14 protein-coding genes and 1 pseudogene are annotated in these 18,517 nt (G+C 39.6%); 7 read left to right on the top strand and 8 right to left on the bottom strand.

Annotated elements, in window-relative coordinates; all coding sequences use genetic code 11:
* From ACE3JL_RS09975 to ACE3JL_RS09965, 3 genes are all read right to left on the bottom strand, one after another.
* The gene (locus ACE3JL_RS09975) at positions 1 to 1,167 is read right to left on the bottom strand and encodes a hypothetical protein (protein ID WP_008195823.1); all 1,167 of its coding nucleotides are present in this window, start codon (positions 1,165 to 1,167) and stop codon (positions 1 to 3) included.
* Complete coding sequence (locus ACE3JL_RS09970) at positions 1,168 to 4,233, bottom strand: zinc ribbon domain-containing protein (RefSeq protein WP_271991077.1); 3,066 nt, start codon at positions 4,231 to 4,233, stop codon at positions 1,168 to 1,170.
* A gap of 377 nt (positions 4,234 to 4,610) precedes the next feature.
* Positions 4,611 to 5,696, bottom strand: coding sequence for a hypothetical protein (locus ACE3JL_RS09965; protein WP_375329386.1), 1,086 nt, complete (start codon positions 5,694 to 5,696; stop codon positions 4,611 to 4,613).
* Between the two features lie 300 nt (positions 5,697 to 5,996).
* Here ACE3JL_RS09965 and ACE3JL_RS09960 point away from each other — a divergent pair, with 300 nt between their 5' ends.
* Both ACE3JL_RS09960 and ACE3JL_RS09955 read left to right on the top strand, forming a co-directional pair.
* The gene (locus ACE3JL_RS09960; protein WP_375329385.1) at positions 5,997 to 7,499 is read left to right on the top strand and encodes an ATP-binding protein; all 1,503 of its coding nucleotides are present in this window, start codon (positions 5,997 to 5,999) and stop codon (positions 7,497 to 7,499) included.
* Complete coding sequence (locus ACE3JL_RS09955) at positions 7,492 to 8,814, top strand: tetratricopeptide repeat protein (RefSeq protein ID WP_375329384.1); 1,323 nt, start codon at positions 7,492 to 7,494, stop codon at positions 8,812 to 8,814. The genes ACE3JL_RS09960 and ACE3JL_RS09955 overlap by 8 nt, the downstream gene beginning before the upstream one ends.
* Before the next feature lie 55 nt (positions 8,815 to 8,869).
* Here ACE3JL_RS09955 and ACE3JL_RS09950 read toward each other — a convergent pair whose 3' ends face one another.
* A complete protein-coding gene (locus ACE3JL_RS09950; RefSeq protein WP_190723405.1) occupies positions 8,870 to 9,064 on the bottom strand; it encodes a hypothetical protein in 195 nt (64 codons plus the stop codon).
* A 20-nt stretch (positions 9,065 to 9,084) separates the two neighbouring features.
* Positions 9,085 to 9,237, bottom strand: coding sequence for a hypothetical protein (locus tag ACE3JL_RS09945; RefSeq protein WP_158524796.1), 153 nt, complete (start codon positions 9,235 to 9,237; stop codon positions 9,085 to 9,087).
* A gap of 285 nt (positions 9,238 to 9,522) precedes the next feature.
* On the opposite strand from ACE3JL_RS09945, the gene ACE3JL_RS09940 reads away from it, so the two are divergent.
* The 4 genes from ACE3JL_RS09940 (at position 9,523) to ACE3JL_RS09925 (ending at position 10,828) form a co-directional block, all read left to right on the top strand.
* On the top strand, positions 9,523 to 9,720 hold the full coding sequence (locus ACE3JL_RS09940) for a hypothetical protein (protein WP_002760112.1): 198 nt from the start codon (positions 9,523 to 9,525) through the stop codon (positions 9,718 to 9,720).
* A complete protein-coding gene (locus tag ACE3JL_RS09935; RefSeq protein ID WP_375329383.1) occupies positions 9,717 to 9,971 on the top strand; it encodes a type II toxin-antitoxin system RelE/ParE family toxin in 255 nt (84 codons plus the stop codon). The genes ACE3JL_RS09940 and ACE3JL_RS09935 overlap by 4 nt, the downstream gene beginning before the upstream one ends.
* Before the next feature lie 108 nt (positions 9,972 to 10,079).
* The gene (locus tag ACE3JL_RS09930) at positions 10,080 to 10,499 is read left to right on the top strand and encodes a XisH family protein (protein ID WP_002767573.1); all 420 of its coding nucleotides are present in this window, start codon (positions 10,080 to 10,082) and stop codon (positions 10,497 to 10,499) included.
* A complete protein-coding gene (locus tag ACE3JL_RS09925; RefSeq protein WP_130756624.1) occupies positions 10,487 to 10,828 on the top strand; it encodes a XisI protein in 342 nt (113 codons plus the stop codon). The genes ACE3JL_RS09930 and ACE3JL_RS09925 overlap by 13 nt, the downstream gene beginning before the upstream one ends.
* Positions 10,829 to 11,186: 358 nt before the next feature.
* Here the strand turns inward: ACE3JL_RS09925 and ACE3JL_RS09920 are convergent.
* Positions 11,187 to 11,375, bottom strand: a pseudogene (locus tag ACE3JL_RS09920) (hypothetical protein).
* Positions 11,376 to 11,500: 125 nt separating this feature from the next.
* On the opposite strand from ACE3JL_RS09920, the gene ACE3JL_RS09915 reads away from it, so the two are divergent.
* Positions 11,501 to 14,194, top strand: a complete 2,694-nt coding sequence (locus ACE3JL_RS09915) for a DNA methyltransferase (protein ID WP_375329382.1) — start codon at positions 11,501 to 11,503, stop codon at positions 14,192 to 14,194.
* Here ACE3JL_RS09915 and ACE3JL_RS09910 read toward each other — a convergent pair.
* Together ACE3JL_RS09910 and ACE3JL_RS09905 are read right to left on the bottom strand one after the other, a co-directional pair.
* Positions 14,191 to 15,729, bottom strand: a complete 1,539-nt coding sequence (locus tag ACE3JL_RS09910; protein ID WP_375329381.1) for an HMA2 domain-containing protein — start codon at positions 15,727 to 15,729, stop codon at positions 14,191 to 14,193. The genes ACE3JL_RS09915 and ACE3JL_RS09910 overlap by 4 nt on opposite strands.
* Positions 15,730 to 16,136: 407 nt before the next feature.
* Positions 16,137 to 18,359 (bottom strand): molybdopterin oxidoreductase family protein, encoded by a 2,223-nt coding sequence (locus ACE3JL_RS09905; RefSeq protein ID WP_375329380.1) that lies wholly within the window; start codon positions 18,357 to 18,359, stop codon positions 16,137 to 16,139.
* Positions 18,360 to 18,517: the final 158 nt, after the last annotated feature.

Here is an 18,517-nt window from a genome sequence, read left to right as displayed (position 1 = left end):
TTACTTCCGTCCTTGTATAAATTGAAATTGAGAAAAAAGCCATAAAAGGGGATCTTCAATTCTTAAAGGAGACAACCCTTCAATCTTTCCATTGATAGGATTTTTCCCTAAAGGAGACATGGCAAAATAACGATAACAATTAAAATAGGTTTTAACTTTGTTATCAAATGCAGATCCCATCCATTCTTCAAGATAAGTGCAAATTTCTGTATGGACTGATTCCACATCAGGTAAGTTTAAATAACCAAAATGTTCTCCTGAATGATGTAAAACTGAATCCGCTTCAATAAAGGGAAATAAAGCATCACTTTTAGATAGGGTAAAGGCAATCGGTTTCTCAATTTTTTTACCAGCTTTAATTTTCAATTTTTGTTCATGTAATTCATAAAGACGTTCAACAATTCGATTGGGGTCTGCGCTTTCTAATCTATCAGGTAAATCCTCTTTTACTAACTGTCTTACTGTTTCAATTTGCAGAGGATCTAAGATGAATATAATCCCATCCGCTTCACAAAGATAACGTGCCTCAGAAGACATAATATCTATATCTTCCATATCTTCACCTGCTGTATCAAATAAAACAAGATTAACCGCTTTACGTTGACCGTTATTGTCAAAAGTTACACGAAGAATCATTGGTGTTTTCGCACGGGAGTCAACAGTGCTACTGACAGTCGCTTGTAAAATTTCTTCCCTAACAAAAATTGGTTTACGGAAAATTTCTTCATAAATTGTGCGACTTTTGTCATCAGTGAACATTACTCCTGCCTTAAAATTTTTGCCAATTTCATTTTGTAAACGATTAACTAAAACTGAAATATAGGTGCTTTTGCTACTACTTCGTCCTCCCATAATAGCAATCATTTTTTCCTCTATTTCTCCTGACAGATACTTTAAGTTATAGTGACATTTTGGACATACTTTTATAGAAGTTTCTTTGTTACAATTAGGACATTTTTCTAACTGATTTGATTTTCCGAACAAACGACCTAATCCTTTTTTTGTGGGTGTAAAGACTAAACCTTCTATAGTAGGGCTAAGAAGCCCTTGAGCTTGGGCTAAAATGACATCTTCACGTTTTCCTGAGCAACGAGTATAACTACATCGATATTCAAGTTGAGAGACTTCTGTTTTTTCAAAGCAAAAAGGACAAAGAATTTTAGACATTTAAAACATCTCCAATTTATCAATTTCTGGTTTGTTAATACGAACATAACCGCCTTGGGATTCATAAAGGCTATCGTTGGCTATAAATAAAGATCCGTAACAACGATTTTGTTCTTTTAGTTCATAAGTAAAAGTTGTTTTGTCCTCCTGAAGTATTGTTGATGAAATGGTTAAAGCTGTTTCTCCATCTGTTTTTTTAATTGGCTTCCCTCCTTGTTTATAAACTAAAACTAAGTCTGGCATTTGCCCTTTGCCATTGATATTAATGATCAGCAAAAGTTTTCCTTTAAATAACCCAAATCCCTTTTTTTCCCTAGAGATTTCGTAATTAATCTTCATTAGAGTTGATAGGCTAATTCGCACCCGTGCTGATTCATTTAAGCCTGAAGCAATTAAGGTTTGTCCTGCTTTATTAAAGACAGCATAAACCACAATAAAATAATCTCTATTAGTAATACTGGTTATGGGATAATAACCTTTTAGATTGTATTGATTTTTTGTAACTTTAATGTGGGTTGCATTTGAGTCTTTATGACTTGAAGGAAATTGGCGCTCGCCATGAGAAAGAATAATTTCTTGACAATTTTCTGGCCAATTCCAACGAACTTGAATTTCATTTGTCTGTTTTTGACATTTCAAATTGCTAACATCATCAACATTGACATACTCTCTGGTTTTGCCAAGATAAGCATTTTTTTGAAATAAAAGAATTGGGGTAAAGTAAAAAATTCCTTTCTTTTCAATTGTTATAGTTACAGATGTATTTGTTTCCTGTAAGACTTTGCCATATTCTGATAAAGAGCCTTGAGGTAATAAATGTGTTTTCCCGAAATCGGGAAAAGAATCGCTTTGTAAGACTGCTCCTTCTCCTTTTGTGGGTAATTGCCAAGATAGTTTCAGTTGGTAATAAGGGTCAGTTTTAATCACCTCAATGGTTAAATCTTCTAGGGGAGAAGGGGGTTTTTCGGGAATAACATCAATAGTAATTCCTTGGCTTTTAATAAGACTGCCATCATAATTTTTAAATAAACTATAAATTAGGTAATAATACTTCTTACCATTTTCTAAATTTTTATCAATAACGTTGCTGATATTGATAACTTCAACTCGTTCACCCTGATTAGAAGTATTGAACGGTTGAGTAGATCGATAAATCTGAATTTCAGTAACATTTTGAGGATGTGTCCAAGTTAAATTAACTTGCGTATCCATTGCTTGAGCAACCAGATTAGAAACTTCACTGGTTAACAGTATTGGTTGCTCTAATTGGGCAGAATTAACAGCAAGAACCCCTTCTCTATTAGTATAGATAGCATAATAAACTGGTTTACCACTTTCTACCGTGTTGTCATCATAACTTGTACTAAAAATAGTATCTAATTGTTCTCCATCTTTACTAGAAATAGGTTGGGAGTGATATTTTCTAATAATGGTATAACCAACTTTCTTAGAAGGGCTTGCTTGCCAAGATAAATTGATGATTTTATGGCTCTTGTTTGCAGAAAGTTGACTAGCAGGAAGCGGTGGGGTTTTGGCTAATGCGTCTTTGGCGGCTTGACAATCTTTACAAATCGAAAGAACCTTTTGATAGAGGTCAATTGCATCTTCCCCTTGAGTTTCCAGTTGACGCACTTTTTCTAATTCTGATTCAGCTTTGTGAATTTCTGCTTCAATTTTACTTTCTTCTCTGTTTAAATCAAGAGAAGCAAATTCAAGCTTTAGCTGTTGTAAAATACGACGTGCTTCGTAATAAAGACGTTCGTTAATAGCATGATTGAGTTGTTGTTGACAATTAATTAGGTTCTGTTTTTTCTGTTCTGCTTCACTTTTTAATTGGCTAATTTGTTTACTTAAATCATCGTTAAGAGTCTGAGATATCAAGGGACTTGACCATGCTTGTTGGGTTAAATTAAGATGGTTAACTGCGTCTTCATAAAATTTTTGATGAATTAACTTTTGACTCTCCACTAAATAACGACGCACGATTGACTCATTCCCAATGGGAAAAGAACACTTAGAACAAGCCCGATCTTCAATACTAGAAATGAGTCCACAACTAGGGCATTTTATTTTTAAAGAACTTCCACAATTTGAGCAAAAATCTTGATCCCGCTCATTAATGGTTTGGCATTGAGGACAAGCGATTTTCTGTTTGACCGCTTCAACTCCTGCCATTTCTACAGCAATTTTTTTATTTCGTCCATAGGTTATGATATGCTTTTTTGCTTTTTCAACATCTATCCCTCTAGAAAAGGCTAATTCTAGTAAATAAGTAAACTGTTTTCCATAAATGATTTTTTCATGAAGCGTAATGTTATCAATTGCATCTTCTAAAGATTGAAAAACTTGTAAACTTAGAGAAAAGTCATAAATTTTTCTTTTTTCATCATCCTTAAAAAAGGTTTTAGCGTGTCCGGCAAGTGCCATAATAGCACTTGCTTCAGCTGTTGATTGACCTGTTTTCTTGATTTCTTCATATCGGTTGCTTGCTGCTGCACACAATTCATCAGTTCTAGTGGTTTTGGGGAGTCCTAGAAAATTGTACAAATCTTGTTGATTTAAACTTTTTAAATTATTTTCAATTTCACCAATTTTTGTTTTATCTATGTTGTTGATCTTAATATTTTCGGGGTTATCTGCTTCTTCTTTAGTCTTAATTTCAATCCCTAAATTACTAATTTGACGGCGAATCTCTGATTCTGAGAACACGCTGGAAAACTTAGTAATCAAATTTTTTACCTCAGATTCTAAAATATAGCCTTTAGCGACTATACCCTTTAAATCTCCCTCAAACTGTTGCTTGAAGATTTGAGCTTGTTTTGACTGACTTTCAAGAGTTTGCTTTCTTTCTTGTTCACGACTTTTAGGATCCTTCATTATCTGCTCAATCAACTTAACCATTTGCAGATAGCCAGTATATTCAACTTTATATTTAGGATTTTTTGTTTTTTTAGTCCATTCTCCTTGTTTAATTTTAAGAATTTTGCTAAATTCTCCATCTGACCAAGGCTGACTTGGATCTATCTCTAATAATTCGTAAAAGTTCGGACGTGATACTTCAGACATGAAAATTTATGATGGGGTTAGGTTTCTAGCTGATCATGGAAGTCCACTTCATAAAAGATTGGACTAGATATAGCAGTTTTCATCAGAATAAGGTATGGCTAAGGAGCTTAAACCCTTTGTTGGCAAAACTTGTCGATACCTCAGTGGCATGAAAAGCACTATAAGATGTTAAGTTTCTGAATTGTCCCTATCATAAATTGGGGACTTTCCCCGATGCAAATTTTTTTTGAAAAGCTGTAAGTCTTTGTGGGATAAGGCATTGCATCGCTAAGACTCTAGTTCAACTTCGGGACACTTAAGGATATAGCCAATTTTCAGGGTAATTTACCTTAAGTTCCCAAAATCTAGTATTTATTGGCAACCTATTGAGCCAGACTTCACACCGCAAACGCTTCCTTGTGTTTATGAAAAATCTGGTCAGCGTTGTGGTACTGATGCTTAATCATCCACTGCTCCAGTTCAATGAGATACCATTGACCGGCAAATGTTCCATATTTTAAGCAAACTTTTTCATTATCGTGTAGAGTGTGCTTAAATCCAAAACGTTCTTTATACAGTGCTTCAATTGTTTCGTCCCCTTTTGGATAAGTCGTGTAGGAAATTTCAGTGTGAGCGATATCATGTTTGTAAGTCAAGATAGCTCGAATCAATTGCTGATAAACAAGATAACTTGTTCCTTTTTTGCCGGTTCCCTTTTCATCATATAGAGAGAGACTTTCTCCGATGCTTGTTACATTTTTGGGTAACATCAAATGCTTTCCTGTGTGGTTTCCTTCACAAAGTGTTGCCAGTTGACAAGGCAAATAGTAGCCATATTCAGCCAGAGAATAGGTATAACGTGCAACACCGATTACCTGAGAGGGATTCTGTTCAGGATAGGCTAGAAAAATAACCGATTGGTGAGTAAATAAATCGTCGATTTCTTTGCAATAATTTTGTGACTCAGGATAGCGATTCTTGAGAAATAAGAAATAGGATTCAATTTCTGCCGGTGTTTCCGCTTCCTTGACCAGATAACCTTTGACCTTTGGCACATCAAAAGAAAGTAAGGCTCTTTTGCTAAGAATCCAGCAGTTGCCAATGTTATTTAACACAATAAATCCAGCACAAGAAAACAGAATCTTCACATATTGCTCAATATCAGGGGTTTGGGATATATCATAGACAAAGAGAAGACCGTTATCCTGTAACATTCTTCGGACAGTCCTTAAAGTGAATAGGGGATCTTTTTGGGTGTAATTTGTGGTCTTTAGCGTTGCAAATGTTTGTGCCGTTAAGTCCTTTTCCTCGTTTGGTTTTAAATTAAGCCAACAAGAAAGTTGCTCATAGTGACGCTCTGGTATTTGACCGCTAAATAAGTGATTGACATCAACTCCATCCGACGACAGTAGCCGCACCGATGTAGATGATAATGAGATAAACTGTTTACCATTGGTTTGGTTGATTATTTGAGAAATAGCCATTTTGCTACCCTTAGGAAGAGGACAACGAGCAATGAGGCTCTCTTCATTGGGAGTAAAGCGATAGAAATCCTTAGATTTCTACGGATAAGCAAGCAAAACGATGATTTTTGGGCGCAAAAAGCAAAAGAAGCTGGAATTAGAAAGAATTAGAAAGCTTGAATGGCTTTCTATACCTATAATTGAGCAAATAGCTGATATGTACTTAGTCACCTTGAGAGAAAATTTTTCAAAAAATGAGAATTTCTGGGGATAATTGATCAACAATAGAGAAATAAACTTATGTAGATTGAATAGAGAGCAATGAAGTTAAAACTCTCCGTAGCGGGACTTGAGCAAGTCAAAACCCGATGGGCGCAAAAACAAAAAGAAGGCTGGACTAGAAAATACTTATGCACCGAGGCTAGTCAATTTTGTCAACCTCGTATAGACTGGGTAGAAGATCTGGATTACCGATTTTCCTATGCCAATTCCTGCTCACCAGAGACTTTAGATCATTTTTTGAGGGGTAAAAACATTCAATCGGAAGGTTTTGTTTCCTTTTGTCGAGCTTTGAACATCGACCCTTCAAAAGTCGCAGATCTAGATAATCTTTTGCAAAAACTGACTCAAGATATCGAGCCTATCTGGGTGGGGCGAGAGTCTCTTCAAAGTGATTTACTGGAAAAACTAAGAGGCGATTGTCGCATTGTCGTAATTACAGGAATAACAGGTATTGGGAAAACTGCCCTCGCCTACAAATTGGCCTTAGCTTTGTGTCAAGAAGGGTTTCCTCCTGAACCGCCTATTGATTTTGATGGGTTTAATCAACGGGAGGATCAACAGTCGCAATCAGAAGCACAAAACTTTATCAGCACAGCTATTGATTTACTCAATCGTGGCGATGAACCTGTTACGGCAAAACAAGCAAAAAACCCAGAACAATTATTAACTCAACTGGTTAATCATCTGAGCAATAATCGTCGATTAATTTGGTTTGATTCAATGGAAAATCTTTTACAAGGAGAACAACAAGATGGCAGTAATCGCTTTAAAGACCCCCTCTGGCGAGTCTTTTTTCAAAGGATATTAGAAGCCGAAGATTGTCAGACTCGAATTGTGATAACTTCGCAGGATAAGCCTGAAGATTTTGAAACTTTTAGTCAAGCTCAATATTGGCATATTCAGCCATTAATGGGATTAGAGGATCAGGAAAGTTTACAGTTATTTGAGCGCTTATTTCAACAAGCAGAAGTCGAATTAATTCTTCATGGACGTAACCTTGCTTACCTTAAAGAGATCGGAAAACTTTATGAAGGACATCCTCTCGCTATCCGCTTAATTTCCGGTGATATTATTGATAGACTGAATGGAGATATCAGCATTTATTATGAGGAGAATAAATCCCGATTTCGACGATTAAGAGAAATGATTGATGAAGCTCAAAAAGCCAATCCTGATGATTATTACAAAGTTAACTTAATGACCAAACAATTACGAAAACAACTGCTAGAGGAGGAAGTCGAAAGAACAATAGAGCGACTTGAAAAAACTTTTAAAACTGCTTATTTATTGCTTATCTATGGCTCCACTTATTCATCTTTTGAATTTAAAAATGCGTGGTTTGAAAATCTTCAATTATTCTCAGAATACGAGGAACAAGATTTAGACCTAGCTCTTTTTACCTTGTTTAACCGTTATTTAGTAGAAACTCAAAAACAACCGGGATATGAACCACATATCAAACAGCATAGTTTAATTCGCAATGTTGCTTTCAAGCGTCTAGTATCTACCCAAAGAAAAGAAGGAAAACCAAATCATGAATGATTTTCAATCTCCTCAATTAAGAGTCAAAGAACGTCTCACAAGTATCGATTTTACTGTTTTTGGAGAACTCGCTCAAGTTAAACAAAAAGGGGAAATTTTAGGGGCGACAGGGAGTCATTTTGAAAAAGCACATTTTGGCGCATTTATCTGGCATTTAATTGGTTATGAACGCCATATTAAGGATAAAATGGGACAGCAGCTCTCTATTCAAGAACGGGCAAGTCGTTATGTGGAAGCATTTCTCTGTCTGTGTCGATTAGGTTGGTATAAAGAAGCTAAATCTTTATTTTCTTTACCCTTAGAAATTCATGACCCAACTTCTTTCCCTTTGCACAAACAATTACGCATCTGGGGACGCTATGAAGAGGGCATAAAACTGTGTAAAGAATTATTGGGAAATCTTGACAATGAAACCGATTTTCTCTGTTTAAGTGAACTTGGTTATATGTATCGAGAATTAGGACAATTAGACCAAGCAAAAAATTATGCAGAGAAACTGTTATCCTTAGCAGAGCAATTAAATAATCCTCTTTGGAAAGCAAGAGGAAAAGTAAATATAGCAACAATTGATGGAATAAAAGGGGAATATTTAAGCGCTGAAATAGTACTGAATGAAGTTTTAAATCTAGCCGAGATTATTCCCGATTGTGACGAAAAATTTGAGATTATTAATGTTGCCCATTCAAATCTGGGTAATTGTTATGGTTATCAGGGAAAAGTTGACCAGACTATTCCTTGTTTAGAAAAATACTTAAAATGGGCAGAAAAAATTAAAAATCTTATTTATCAAGCAACGGCTTTACGAAATTTAGGAGAAGCACACCGGCGAATCAATGATTTGAATACAGCTATCGATTATACTCAAAGAAGTCTTGATTTATCTGAGCAAATAACCGATGAAGCAGGAATTATTTTTTCTTTGGGAAATTTAGCCGCAATTTATTGGCAACAAGCAAATTTTCAGGAGTCTGAAAAATACTTTAAACAACAAAAGAAAAGAGCTTTAGCTATTTCAGATGTGGCAGGTGTTGCCCATGCTTGCGCTGGATTAGGAGAAATTTATAGTATCACTCGAAAGGATGATCTAGCCTATCAATATCTTAATCAAGCTTTAGATATTGCCCTCGATATTGGAGAACGATATGTAGAACTAGAGACTTTAATTATTTTGGCAGAATTTGAAGAAAAAACCCATGATCTTAAATCAGCTATTAATCACTGGCAACGAGCTTTACATCTTTCTGAAAAATTAAATATGCTCTCCCATAAAGAGAACTGTGAACAAAACCTAGAAAGGTTGTTAAACCCCAACTAAGTTGAGACTGAGTAACGCACAGAAAACGGGTTTCTCGGAGAAACCCGTTTTCTACTCATGCAAAAGAGATGTCTATTGAAACAATCTGAATTTCCCTGACTCGGTGCATTGGTTTGGTTGGCTTTTCGGTGGTGATTAGTTCATCAGCTTGAATTTGCAGCGCAGCAGCAACGTGAAGTGCATCCATCGCCGCTAAACCGTAAGTGCCAGCAATTTCATGACTCACTGCACCCTCCTCGACGTGCAGCAAGTTCTTGTTCTATTTCGTCTTCATTGAGCAGTTGCAATCCAGCCGAAATTGCCCGATGTCGGATTTCCCATAACTTTTTGCTTAATGGTGTTTGGGGAATAAATTTTAATTATATCTATTACTTCGCTACCATTATTATTCAATTCTTTAATTAAGAAGTCTAAAGATGGCATAATTACTTATTCCGAATATTGGTATTTAGGCATTATTATAGCATTCCAATTTTCTAAAGTCAAACCCTCAACTCTAGCTAAATTAATACCATTAGTTTGTAGAATAGGAAATACTTTTTAATCTTTAATTCTTAGGATAAGTTGAGGTATAGTTTCTCATCTTAACTTTAATTGGAGCGATCGCTGTTTTATTAAGTTTGAGAAGGGCGATCGCTGTTGAGTTGAGAATGAAGGAGAAATTTGAGCTATAATAGGGGATAAAATTAACAAACAAGGTAATTATCAATGCCATTAAAGCAAAAGTATATTACTGATGAACAGGGTAATCAAATCGGTATTCTTTTAGATATAGAGGAATATCGAAAACTCCTAGAAGATTCTGAAGAATTGAATGCTATTAGAGCCTATGATTTAGCTATTTCGGAAGAGGAAGAAATTCCTTTTGAAGAGGCGATCGCCGAAATTGAAAATAGTCGTCAATGAATTACACTATTGCGATTAAAAAACAAGCTTCTAAGGCTTTAGCTAATCTTCCCCAAGATAGTTATCAGAAAGTTCGAGACGGGATTAGAGCATTAGCTGACAATCCAAGACCAGCAGGGTGTCTCAAACTGACAGGACGAGAAGGCTGGCGGATTCGGATTGGAGTTTATCGCGTTATTTACGGGATAGATGATTCCGCAAAAAAGGTGATTATTTTAGATATTGGACATCGAAAGGACATCTACCGATAGGCGATCGCGTTTTTAATGAAAATTTGGAAGAGGCGATCGCTATTTTACTGTGAAAAGAGGAGGGCGATCGCTTATAATAAATCCAGTGATCAAAATAGAAGGAGGCAAATGCCAGCCAAAGACCTCTATCACGAAGCCGTTAAAAATGCCTTAATTAAAGACGGCTGGACAATTACGGCCGATCCCTATCCCATTGAATATGAAGACGCTGAATTGTATCCGGACCTAGCGATCGAGAAATATATTTCCGAAGAACAAAGACAACGTAAAATTATCATTGAAATTAAAAGCTTTCTTGGCCCTTCAATGATCAAAGACTTTGAAATGGCTTTGGGGCAATATATTTTTTATCGTGATCTTATTCAATTAGGGCAAGATGAATACCAAGAAATCTATCTGGCTATTAAAGATGAAATTTATGAGACTTTTTTTCAACGAAAATCTATTCAAGCCGTTATTAAAAGACACCAATTAGATTTATTAGTTGTCAACATCGAAAAAGAGGAAATTGTCCAATGGATAAACTAACTAACTATCGCCAAATTATTCAAAATACCTTAACAAAGCTAGACACAATTGCGAATAGCTCATCCAAAAAAAAACTAGAAACCTGTTTAATTTTTGATGAAAATCATGATCATTATCTATGGATGTCTATTGGTTGGATAAACAAAAAGAAAATTAACAATATTCAGATTCATATTCGTATTAAAAATGAAAGAGTTTATATTGAACAGGATTGGACAGAAATAGGAATCACCTCTCAATTATTAGAAGCAGGGATTCCCAAAGAAGATATTGTTTTAGCATTTCATGATCCTGCAAGTCGTGAATTAACAGAATTTGCTATTGCTTAATCAGTGGCGATCGCATTTTTAGCTGAGGTTAAGAAGGGCGATCGCTGTTTTTCGGAGTTTGAGAGGGGCAATTTGAGCTAAGTACCTAAGCAAAATTAATTACACATATCTAACCACCTCTTGCCTCCTGCCTTTTGCCTATCTTCACTAGGAAATTAATTTTGCACGACTACTTATAATAGGGGAGAAAATTAACCTAAAGATTCAGGTGCCTCAAACGCATTCACAGAGAGGCTTCTACAATCTCAAAACTCGCCAAACTAACAGATTCATTCTCAATAAGCACGAGAATTAAGGCTTTTAGGATTTCTTTCTTAATGAGAGTGAGTATTTTGGCATAATTCGCCCAAATGCTTACCTAGTATAGGTTTGACTGCTTTAATCGTCGATTGATTTGGTTTGATTCAATGGAAAATCGGCTCTCCCCGGTTTGGTGGGTAAAATGTATTCTAAGATACATTCCTCAAGAGCGAGGGAGTGGAAGGAACCACTCCAGACACAGAGGACACAAAGATCGATCGATCATAGAGTAAGTTAAACTGATCACACAGAACCTAGAAGAGCCTGAATTATGAATGATGAATTATGAATTATGAATGATGAATTATGAATTATTGTGTAAGATGGTGATCGCACTACAACGCCCACCCTACTCCAATGGAAAGGCAAAAGATGACTACTACCCTTGAAAGCTTACAGGAATTTATTGATTTTTGTCAACAGCATATTACTGGCAAAGAAAGGAAAGAAGCTCAGATTTTCCTAGACCGTTTCTTTCGAGCTTTTGGTCATAAAGGTGCGTTAGAAGCGGGTGCAACCTATGAGGAGGCGATTACTAAAGGTAGCAAGAAAGGTAAAACCGGATTTGCTGATTTAGTTTGGAAACCTCGTGTTTTAATTGAAATGAAAAAGCGAGGAGAAGATTTAAGTAAACACTATCCCCAAGCTTTTGAATACTGGAGTCGATTAGTTCCCAATCGCCCTCGCTATGTCTTATTATGTAATTTTGATCAGTTCTGGATTTTTGATTTTGATCTTCAAATAGATGAACCGGTAGATCGAGTCAATCTCAACGATTTGAAAAATCGGGTGAGTGCGTTCAATTTTATGGAAGTAGGGAATCGTACCCCTATCTTTCAGAATAATCAAGTCGAGATTACAGAAACAGCGGCGCGACGGATGGGTGAGTTGTTTCAACTATTAAAAAAACGCGGTCATAAAAGCGGTTTTGATGAATTGACGGCCCAGCGATTTATTTTACAGTGTGTATTAGCAATGTTTGCTGAGGATCGAGGATTGTTACCGAGAGATTTATTTATTTCTTGTGTACAAGAGTGTCTAAATGGTGGCAATTCCTATGATGTCTTGGGGGGATTATTTCAACAGATGAACCAACCCGGAATTACTCCTGCTGGTAAGTATCAGGGAGTGGATTATTTTAATGGGGGACTGTTTAGCAAAATTCATCCGATTGAATTAACTAATAAAGAATTAGAGTTTCTGGATGTGGCGGCGCGTCAGGATTGGAGTAAGATTCGTCCAGCAATTTTTGGTAATATTTTTGAAGGGACAGCTAATGCTGAAGAACGTCATACCTACGGAATGCACTTTACCTCAGAAGCGGATATTATGAAAATTGTTCGCCCAACTATTAGCCGTTACTGGGAGGAGAAAATTGAGCAAGCTGGGACGATTGGCGAGTTAAATACACTTCAGTTAGAATTACAGCAGTATAAGGTATTAGATCCGGCTTGCGGCTCGGGTAATTTTCTCTATGTCGCCTATCAAGAATTAAAGCGCATTGAACAGTTATTAATTGAAAAGATTGCTAACCGTCGTCGTTCTGCTAGTGACCAGTTACAGATTAGTTTTGTTACGCCTAAACAGTTTTATGGAATGGATATTAATCCTTTTGCTGTAGAGTTGGCGCGGGTGACTTTAATGATTGCCAGAAAGGTGGCGATTGATAGGTTTAATTTGACGGAAGCTTCTTTACCTTTGGATACTTTGGATAGTAATATTATCTGTGCTGATGCTTTGTTTACCGATTGGCAAAAAGCGGACGCAATTATCGGTAATCCTCCATTTTTAGGAGGTAAAAAGTTAAGGACAGAACTAGGAGATGAGTATGCAGAACAAATTTATCAAAAATTTCCTGATGTTCAAGGACAACCTGATTTTTGTGTTTTTTGGTTTAGAAAAGCTGCGGAAAATCTTGGAGAATTAGGAAGAGCCGGTTTAGTTGGTACTAATTCAATATCACAAGTTTCTGGGAGAAAAGCAAGCTTAGATTATGTGGTTAAGCAAGGTGGATTTATACATGAAGCGATTTCAACTCAGCCTTGGTCTGGTGAAGCTAATGTTCATGTTAGTATTGTTAATTGGAGTAAAGAAAGACCAAAAGAATTATTTCTAGATAATTTGTCAGTTAATTTATTATCTACTGCATTGAAATCTGAAATATCAGTAGATAATGCTACAAAATTGAATGTCAATAAAAACTTTTCTTTTGAATCTTGTGGTTTAAGAGGAAAAGGTTTTATTGTCACGAAGAAACAAGTGGATCAATGGATATTAGAAGATCCTAAAAATCAAGAAGTTTTAAAACCGATGATTGATGGTAAAAACTTGATTTATCCTTGGGAAGAACTGGATTGGGTAATTGATTTTCAAGGCATGAATATAGAAGAAGCTACAAATTATCAATCCCCCTTTGAAAGAGTTAGAATAGCCGTTAAACCTGAAAGAGATAAAAATCGTCGCGATTCCAGAAAAAAACATTGGTGGCGATTTGGTGAATATGCACCAAAAATGAGACAAGCTATATCTAAATTATCTTGCTATTTTGCCATCCCCAAAATCGCTAAATATATTGTTTTTTCTCCAGTTGATGTGTCCATACTTCCCTGTGAAGCAAATATGGTGATAGCCTCCGATGATTTCTACATTCTAGGAATTCTTAACTCAAAAATACATCGCCTCTGGGTAAAAGCTCAAAGTTCAACTCTTGAAGACAGAACTCGCTATACTAATACAACCTGTTTTGAAACCTTCCCTTTTCCCCAGAAACCTTCACGGGAACTTGTCGAAAAAATCCGTCAAACCGCCGGGGAATTACACGAATACCGCAGCCAACAGATGGAGAAAAAACAATGGGGAATCACTAAACTATATAACCAATTCTTTAACGAACCTAGCAGCCAACTGTATCAACTCCATCAGAAATTAGACAAGCTAGTAATGGAAGCATATCACTTCCAAGCTGACGACGACATCTTAGAGAAACTATTAACCTTAAACCTAGAATTAGCAGAAAAAGAGAAGCGAGGAGAAACCGTCATCGGTCCCTGGTCTCCTTACTCTTAGTGAGTAACGCACAGAAAACGGGTTTCTCCGAGAAACCCGTTTTCTAAAGGGTTAGTTTTCAGGGAGCGCAGGCTGTTCAGTTCTGCGAGGATGGCTGAACTGCCGTTGATTGCGGCGGCTGCCACTGGGTTGAGTCCCCAAAATGCCCCGACTGCCACCGCTAACAGGTTCGGCAGAGATGCGATCGCCAAACTCCCGTAGGCAGTGGCAAGGGTATGCCGCGCCAGGGCAAAGGTGTAGCCAAGGGGCTGGAGATCTTGGCTGTGCAAGATGACATCTGCGGCCGCTTCCAAATCCCCTCTCCCTAGAGAAATGACCACCTGATCCTCCTGGGCAGCCAAGCAATCACTACCACTGTCGGTTATCCAAGCCACCCGCTTACCTTGGCGGCGCAACTGTTCTTGGAAGCCCTCAACAGCAGCCGCATCGTTGGCGAAGTGGATGCACTCGGAAGGGATGCCCCAACTCACCAGCAGCTCCGGGGTAATCAAGTCTGGGAAACTTTCGCGAGTAAAGACCAGAGTATCCACCTGAGCCAGCTTTTCCAGTACCCTAGCATTGCGGATATAAACGCCTTGTCGCGCTGCCGCCGTCAGGGACGAAACCACTGCCAAGGGAGTAACGCCCCGCAGAGAAACCCCGATGTCAAGGGGTAACAGCGCACTCGCCCGCCCCAAGTCTCCCGTCAGCATTGCCCAAGTGCCACTCAGGAACAAAGTGGGTAGGATTGCACCTTGGGCGACGGGTTTGAGGTTCTGGAGTAGTTCGGTTTTTTCGACGGAATCTAGCCACCCTTCTCGATCTGCCTCGGGAACGGGAGCGAACCGCTGCCGGTCAGAGAGCCAGTGGATTTCTGCATCTTCTTGCTCGAACAGCAGGTATAGCTCGTCTTCTAACTGTTGGAGCTTGCTCTGACGCAGGCTCTCTCCCACTGCTGCCAGATTGAGGGCGAGTGCGCCGGCAATGTTGTTACCTTGAAGCAGTTGGTAGCTCAACCAGAGGGCATCGAGGCAGTCTATTGTCACTTGTCCCTGCTGGGTGAGGGCTTGGCCAACCCTCTGCCAGATAGGAATTGAAGCCGCAAGGACAATTCCCCCCACAATCGAGAAGGGCAGTTCTAGGGGGGCAGCAGCGATCGCCACAGCTAGAGTTAAGGCTGGCAGCCCTAAAGTTGGCCAAGTCCCCTGATTTCTAGCCCCGACTTTCTCCCTTGGCTCTAGCTCTCTTTCCCGGCCGGCTGCTGGGATGGCCGCTTGCAAGTAATCTAGGATGGCCTTTGCTGACAACACTTCCGCCCGGTAGGAGACAATCAGGGAGCAGGCTGCGGCATTGATGCGGCTCTCGCTGATGGCAGTGGTTCTCAGCAGCGATCGCTGTAAGCGTCTGGCAAATTCGTTATCCCAATTGAGGCGGGGAATGCGAATTCGCAGCCGTCCTGGAATTTGATGGGCGACTTGCCAATCTACCCACTCAGGGGGTGCTGGGGAATTTTCTGCCGCTTGAACTGGTGCGGGAATCAGGGTTGTTGTCGTCATGGTGAGGTGATTCGAGAGGGGCTACCGACTGGCAGCGGGACGAACAAGACATTCAACAGCAGGCTGACAGCAGCGATGTAGATGATACCAGTTTTCGACTTCCATCTAAAAATCGAAAGAAAAGTATTCCCCGAATATACCATAAAAAATTATGCAAGAAGTGCATTCAGCTAATCTAAGGATAGGCGGTTAAAATGTGTCTTGGCTTAATGGGAATTCTTTAAACACAAACTACCTATCAGATTTTGGAAAATTGCCATAATACTAAATCTGGTTATTAAAGACTGATTATTTATTCCCCTTTTTGAGTAGAAAACGGGTTTCTCCGAGAAACCCGTTTTCTGTGCGTTACTCAACGGATTTAGTATAACAAAAGTAACAATAACTAAAGGGAAAGCCAAATTTGATTAGGGAGTTGCCAGAAATTGACCGAGAGATAATTCGGCATTAACTAAAGACTTCAACGGGATTAATTTGACAGCACAAGCTTTTAATTCCGGTTGCAGGGAAATCGGACAAGCGGCCGGATGGGTGAGACTATTGGCCTCAGAATTTTCTGCCCATAGGGCCCCCCAGTGCATCGGCACAAAGACACAATTAGGAGCAATTGCTTTGGTAATTAAAGCGGGAAAACGGGCAGAACCGCGACGAGAACGCACCTCCACCCATTCCCCAGCTTCTATGCCCAATTTTGCCGCATCTTGGGGATGAATTTCTATAAAAGGTGCTGGGTGCATTTTGACAATTTTCTCGATGCGGCCGGTGCGAGTTTGGGTGTGCCAGTGACCGTACAAACGCCCCACGGTCAACACTAGGGGATAATCATCGTCCGGGGGTTCCGCTAGACCTTTACTGTGGTAGGCAGCGAAAACAGCACGACCATCAGCAGTATTAAATTTACCATCGGTATAAAGGCGTTTTGCGGCTGTTTTTGGGCTTTTATCGTCATCTTTAACTAAATTACCCAGTAATTCCCCGGAATTAGCGGTTTTAGGGGCGGAAATTTCATCGATGGAATCAGGCCACGGTCGGGGAGTCTCGGCCAGGCGCTCATAATTAATCGCCGTCATATCACAAGGACGTTTATAGGTCAAGCGGATAAACTCGGAATGTACCTCGGCCGAATCCTGAAAATTAAATTGTGCCTGAAAACCCAAACGGCGACCAACTTCGGCAAAAATTTGCCAGTCGGCCCTAGCTTGACCGACGGGAGGACGAAAAGCTTTATTTAACGTCACCATACGCTCAGAATTGGTCATTGTTCCCGTTTTTTCGCCCCATTGGGCCGCTGGCAGCAATAAATGAGCATAGGCGCTGGTTTCTGTGGGATAGTAGGCATCCTGATAGATAGTAAAAGGTGATTTTAACAGGGCCGCCTTGGTGCGTTCTAGATCAGGCATACTAACGGCCGGATTAGTGGCGGCAATCCAGAGAAGTTTGACATCTCCCGTCTCCAAACCAGTAATCATACTCCAAGCATCGCGACCGGGGACCGGAGAAATCCGACCAGCAGGTAAACCCCAAGCTTGTTCCACTTCGGCCCGGTGTTGGGGATTTTTGACGGAACGATAACCGGGGAGAAGATGGCAGAGTCCGCCGGCTTCCCTTCCTCCCATGGCGTTGGGTTGTCCGGTTAGGGAAAAAGGACCAGCCCCCGGTTTACCGATATTAGCCGTCATTAGGTGTAAATTGATTAAAGTGCGGGCTTTGGCCGTGCCTTCGCTGGATTGATTTATACCCATCGACCAAAGAGAAAGCACTCTTTTTGATTCGGCCCAGTAGCGGGCAGCCTGTTCTAAATCCTCGATGGGGATACCGCATTTAGGGGCGACTATTTCCGGGGGATAATGGCGGATAATTTCGGCGTATTTGGGGAAATCCCCGGTGCATTTATCGATAAAATAGGTATCGATCGCCCCCCAACCCAGTAACAGGTGAGCAATACCGTTAAATAGGTCAATATCGGTCCCCGGGTTAATGGCGAGGTGGAGATTAGCGGCCTCGGCGGTTTTGGTACTGCGGGGATCAACGACGATTAATTTCGCTTCTTTGTTACGTTTGAGATACTTGTGCAGACGGTTAAAGATGATGGGGTGACATTCGGCCGTATTTGTCCCCACCAGAAAGGCACAATCGGTTAATTCTAGGTCATCGTAACAGCAGGGGGGACCGTCGGCTCCGAAACTGTCAACGTAAGCGGCCACGGCCGAGGACATACAAAGACGGGAATTAGCATCAAAGTTATTGACTCCCAGACAACCCTTGACCAGTTTTTGGGCGATGTAGTAATCTTCGGTGTGAAATTGTCCCGAACCGTATAGACAGATACTTTCCTTTTCCCCCTGAGCGATTAGAGTTTGGATACGGTTAACGATGCGATCGAATGCCTCTTCCCAAGTACAAGGACGAAATTGCTCTTGGAGAGAATCTCGGATCATCGGGTTTTTGATGCGATTTTTATCGATTGATTCCGCTACAGTGGCCCCTTTAACACAGATCATACCTTGACTGGAGGGGTGGGACTTGTCCCCAAAGACTTTCGCTGCTTGTCCGGCCGACGCGGGGGGGGTGACTGTCAAACCACAACCTACTCCACAGTAAGGACATTGGGTTTTTGTAGATTCAGTCATAAGCAGTGGGTCTGATTGGTGGCGCTATCTTTGGGCATACTAAGATAGTCCGCAGATTTTCTCGGCCAAATTGTAGTTATTAATACAATTTATTACAGGCCCTAGCTAAATTGCCATTTTCGTGATGCAAATCGCGCATTACAACTGGCTAGATAAAA

It is taken from the genome of Microcystis sp. BLCC-F210 (genome assembly GCF_042134685.1).
In the GTDB taxonomy this organism is placed as follows: Bacteria; Cyanobacteriota; Cyanobacteriia; order Cyanobacteriales; family Microcystaceae; genus Microcystis; species Microcystis aeruginosa_D.
This window is presented reverse-complemented; position numbering and strand designations above follow the sequence as displayed.

Excerpts from the sequence above, each read along its gene's own strand:
- ACE3JL_RS09975 (WP_008195823.1), bottom strand. The coding sequence starts at position 1,167 with ATGTCTAAAATTCTTTGTCCTTTTTGCTTTGAAAAAACAGAAGTCTCT.
- ACE3JL_RS09970 (WP_271991077.1), bottom strand. The coding sequence starts at position 4,233 with ATGTCTGAAGTATCACGTCCGAACTTTTACGAATTATTAGAGATAGAT.
- ACE3JL_RS09965 (WP_375329386.1), bottom strand. The coding sequence starts at position 5,696 with ATGGCTATTTCTCAAATAATCAACCAAACCAATGGTAAACAGTTTATC.
- ACE3JL_RS09960 (WP_375329385.1), top strand. The coding sequence starts at position 5,997 with ATGAAGTTAAAACTCTCCGTAGCGGGACTTGAGCAAGTCAAAACCCGA.
- ACE3JL_RS09955 (WP_375329384.1), top strand. The coding sequence starts at position 7,492 with ATGAATGATTTTCAATCTCCTCAATTAAGAGTCAAAGAACGTCTCACA.
- ACE3JL_RS09945 (WP_158524796.1), bottom strand. The coding sequence starts at position 9,237 with ATGCCATCTTTAGACTTCTTAATTAAAGAATTGAATAATAATGGTAGC.
- ACE3JL_RS09940 (WP_002760112.1), top strand. The coding sequence starts at position 9,523 with ATGCCATTAAAGCAAAAGTATATTACTGATGAACAGGGTAATCAAATC.
- ACE3JL_RS09935 (WP_375329383.1), top strand. The coding sequence starts at position 9,717 with ATGAATTACACTATTGCGATTAAAAAACAAGCTTCTAAGGCTTTAGCT.
- ACE3JL_RS09930 (WP_002767573.1), top strand. The coding sequence starts at position 10,080 with ATGCCAGCCAAAGACCTCTATCACGAAGCCGTTAAAAATGCCTTAATT.
- ACE3JL_RS09925 (WP_130756624.1), top strand. The coding sequence starts at position 10,487 with ATGGATAAACTAACTAACTATCGCCAAATTATTCAAAATACCTTAACA.
- ACE3JL_RS09915 (WP_375329382.1), top strand. The coding sequence starts at position 11,501 with ATGACTACTACCCTTGAAAGCTTACAGGAATTTATTGATTTTTGTCAA.
- ACE3JL_RS09910 (WP_375329381.1), bottom strand. The coding sequence starts at position 15,729 with ATGACGACAACAACCCTGATTCCCGCACCAGTTCAAGCGGCAGAAAAT.
- ACE3JL_RS09905 (WP_375329380.1), bottom strand. The coding sequence starts at position 18,359 with ATGACTGAATCTACAAAAACCCAATGTCCTTACTGTGGAGTAGGTTGT.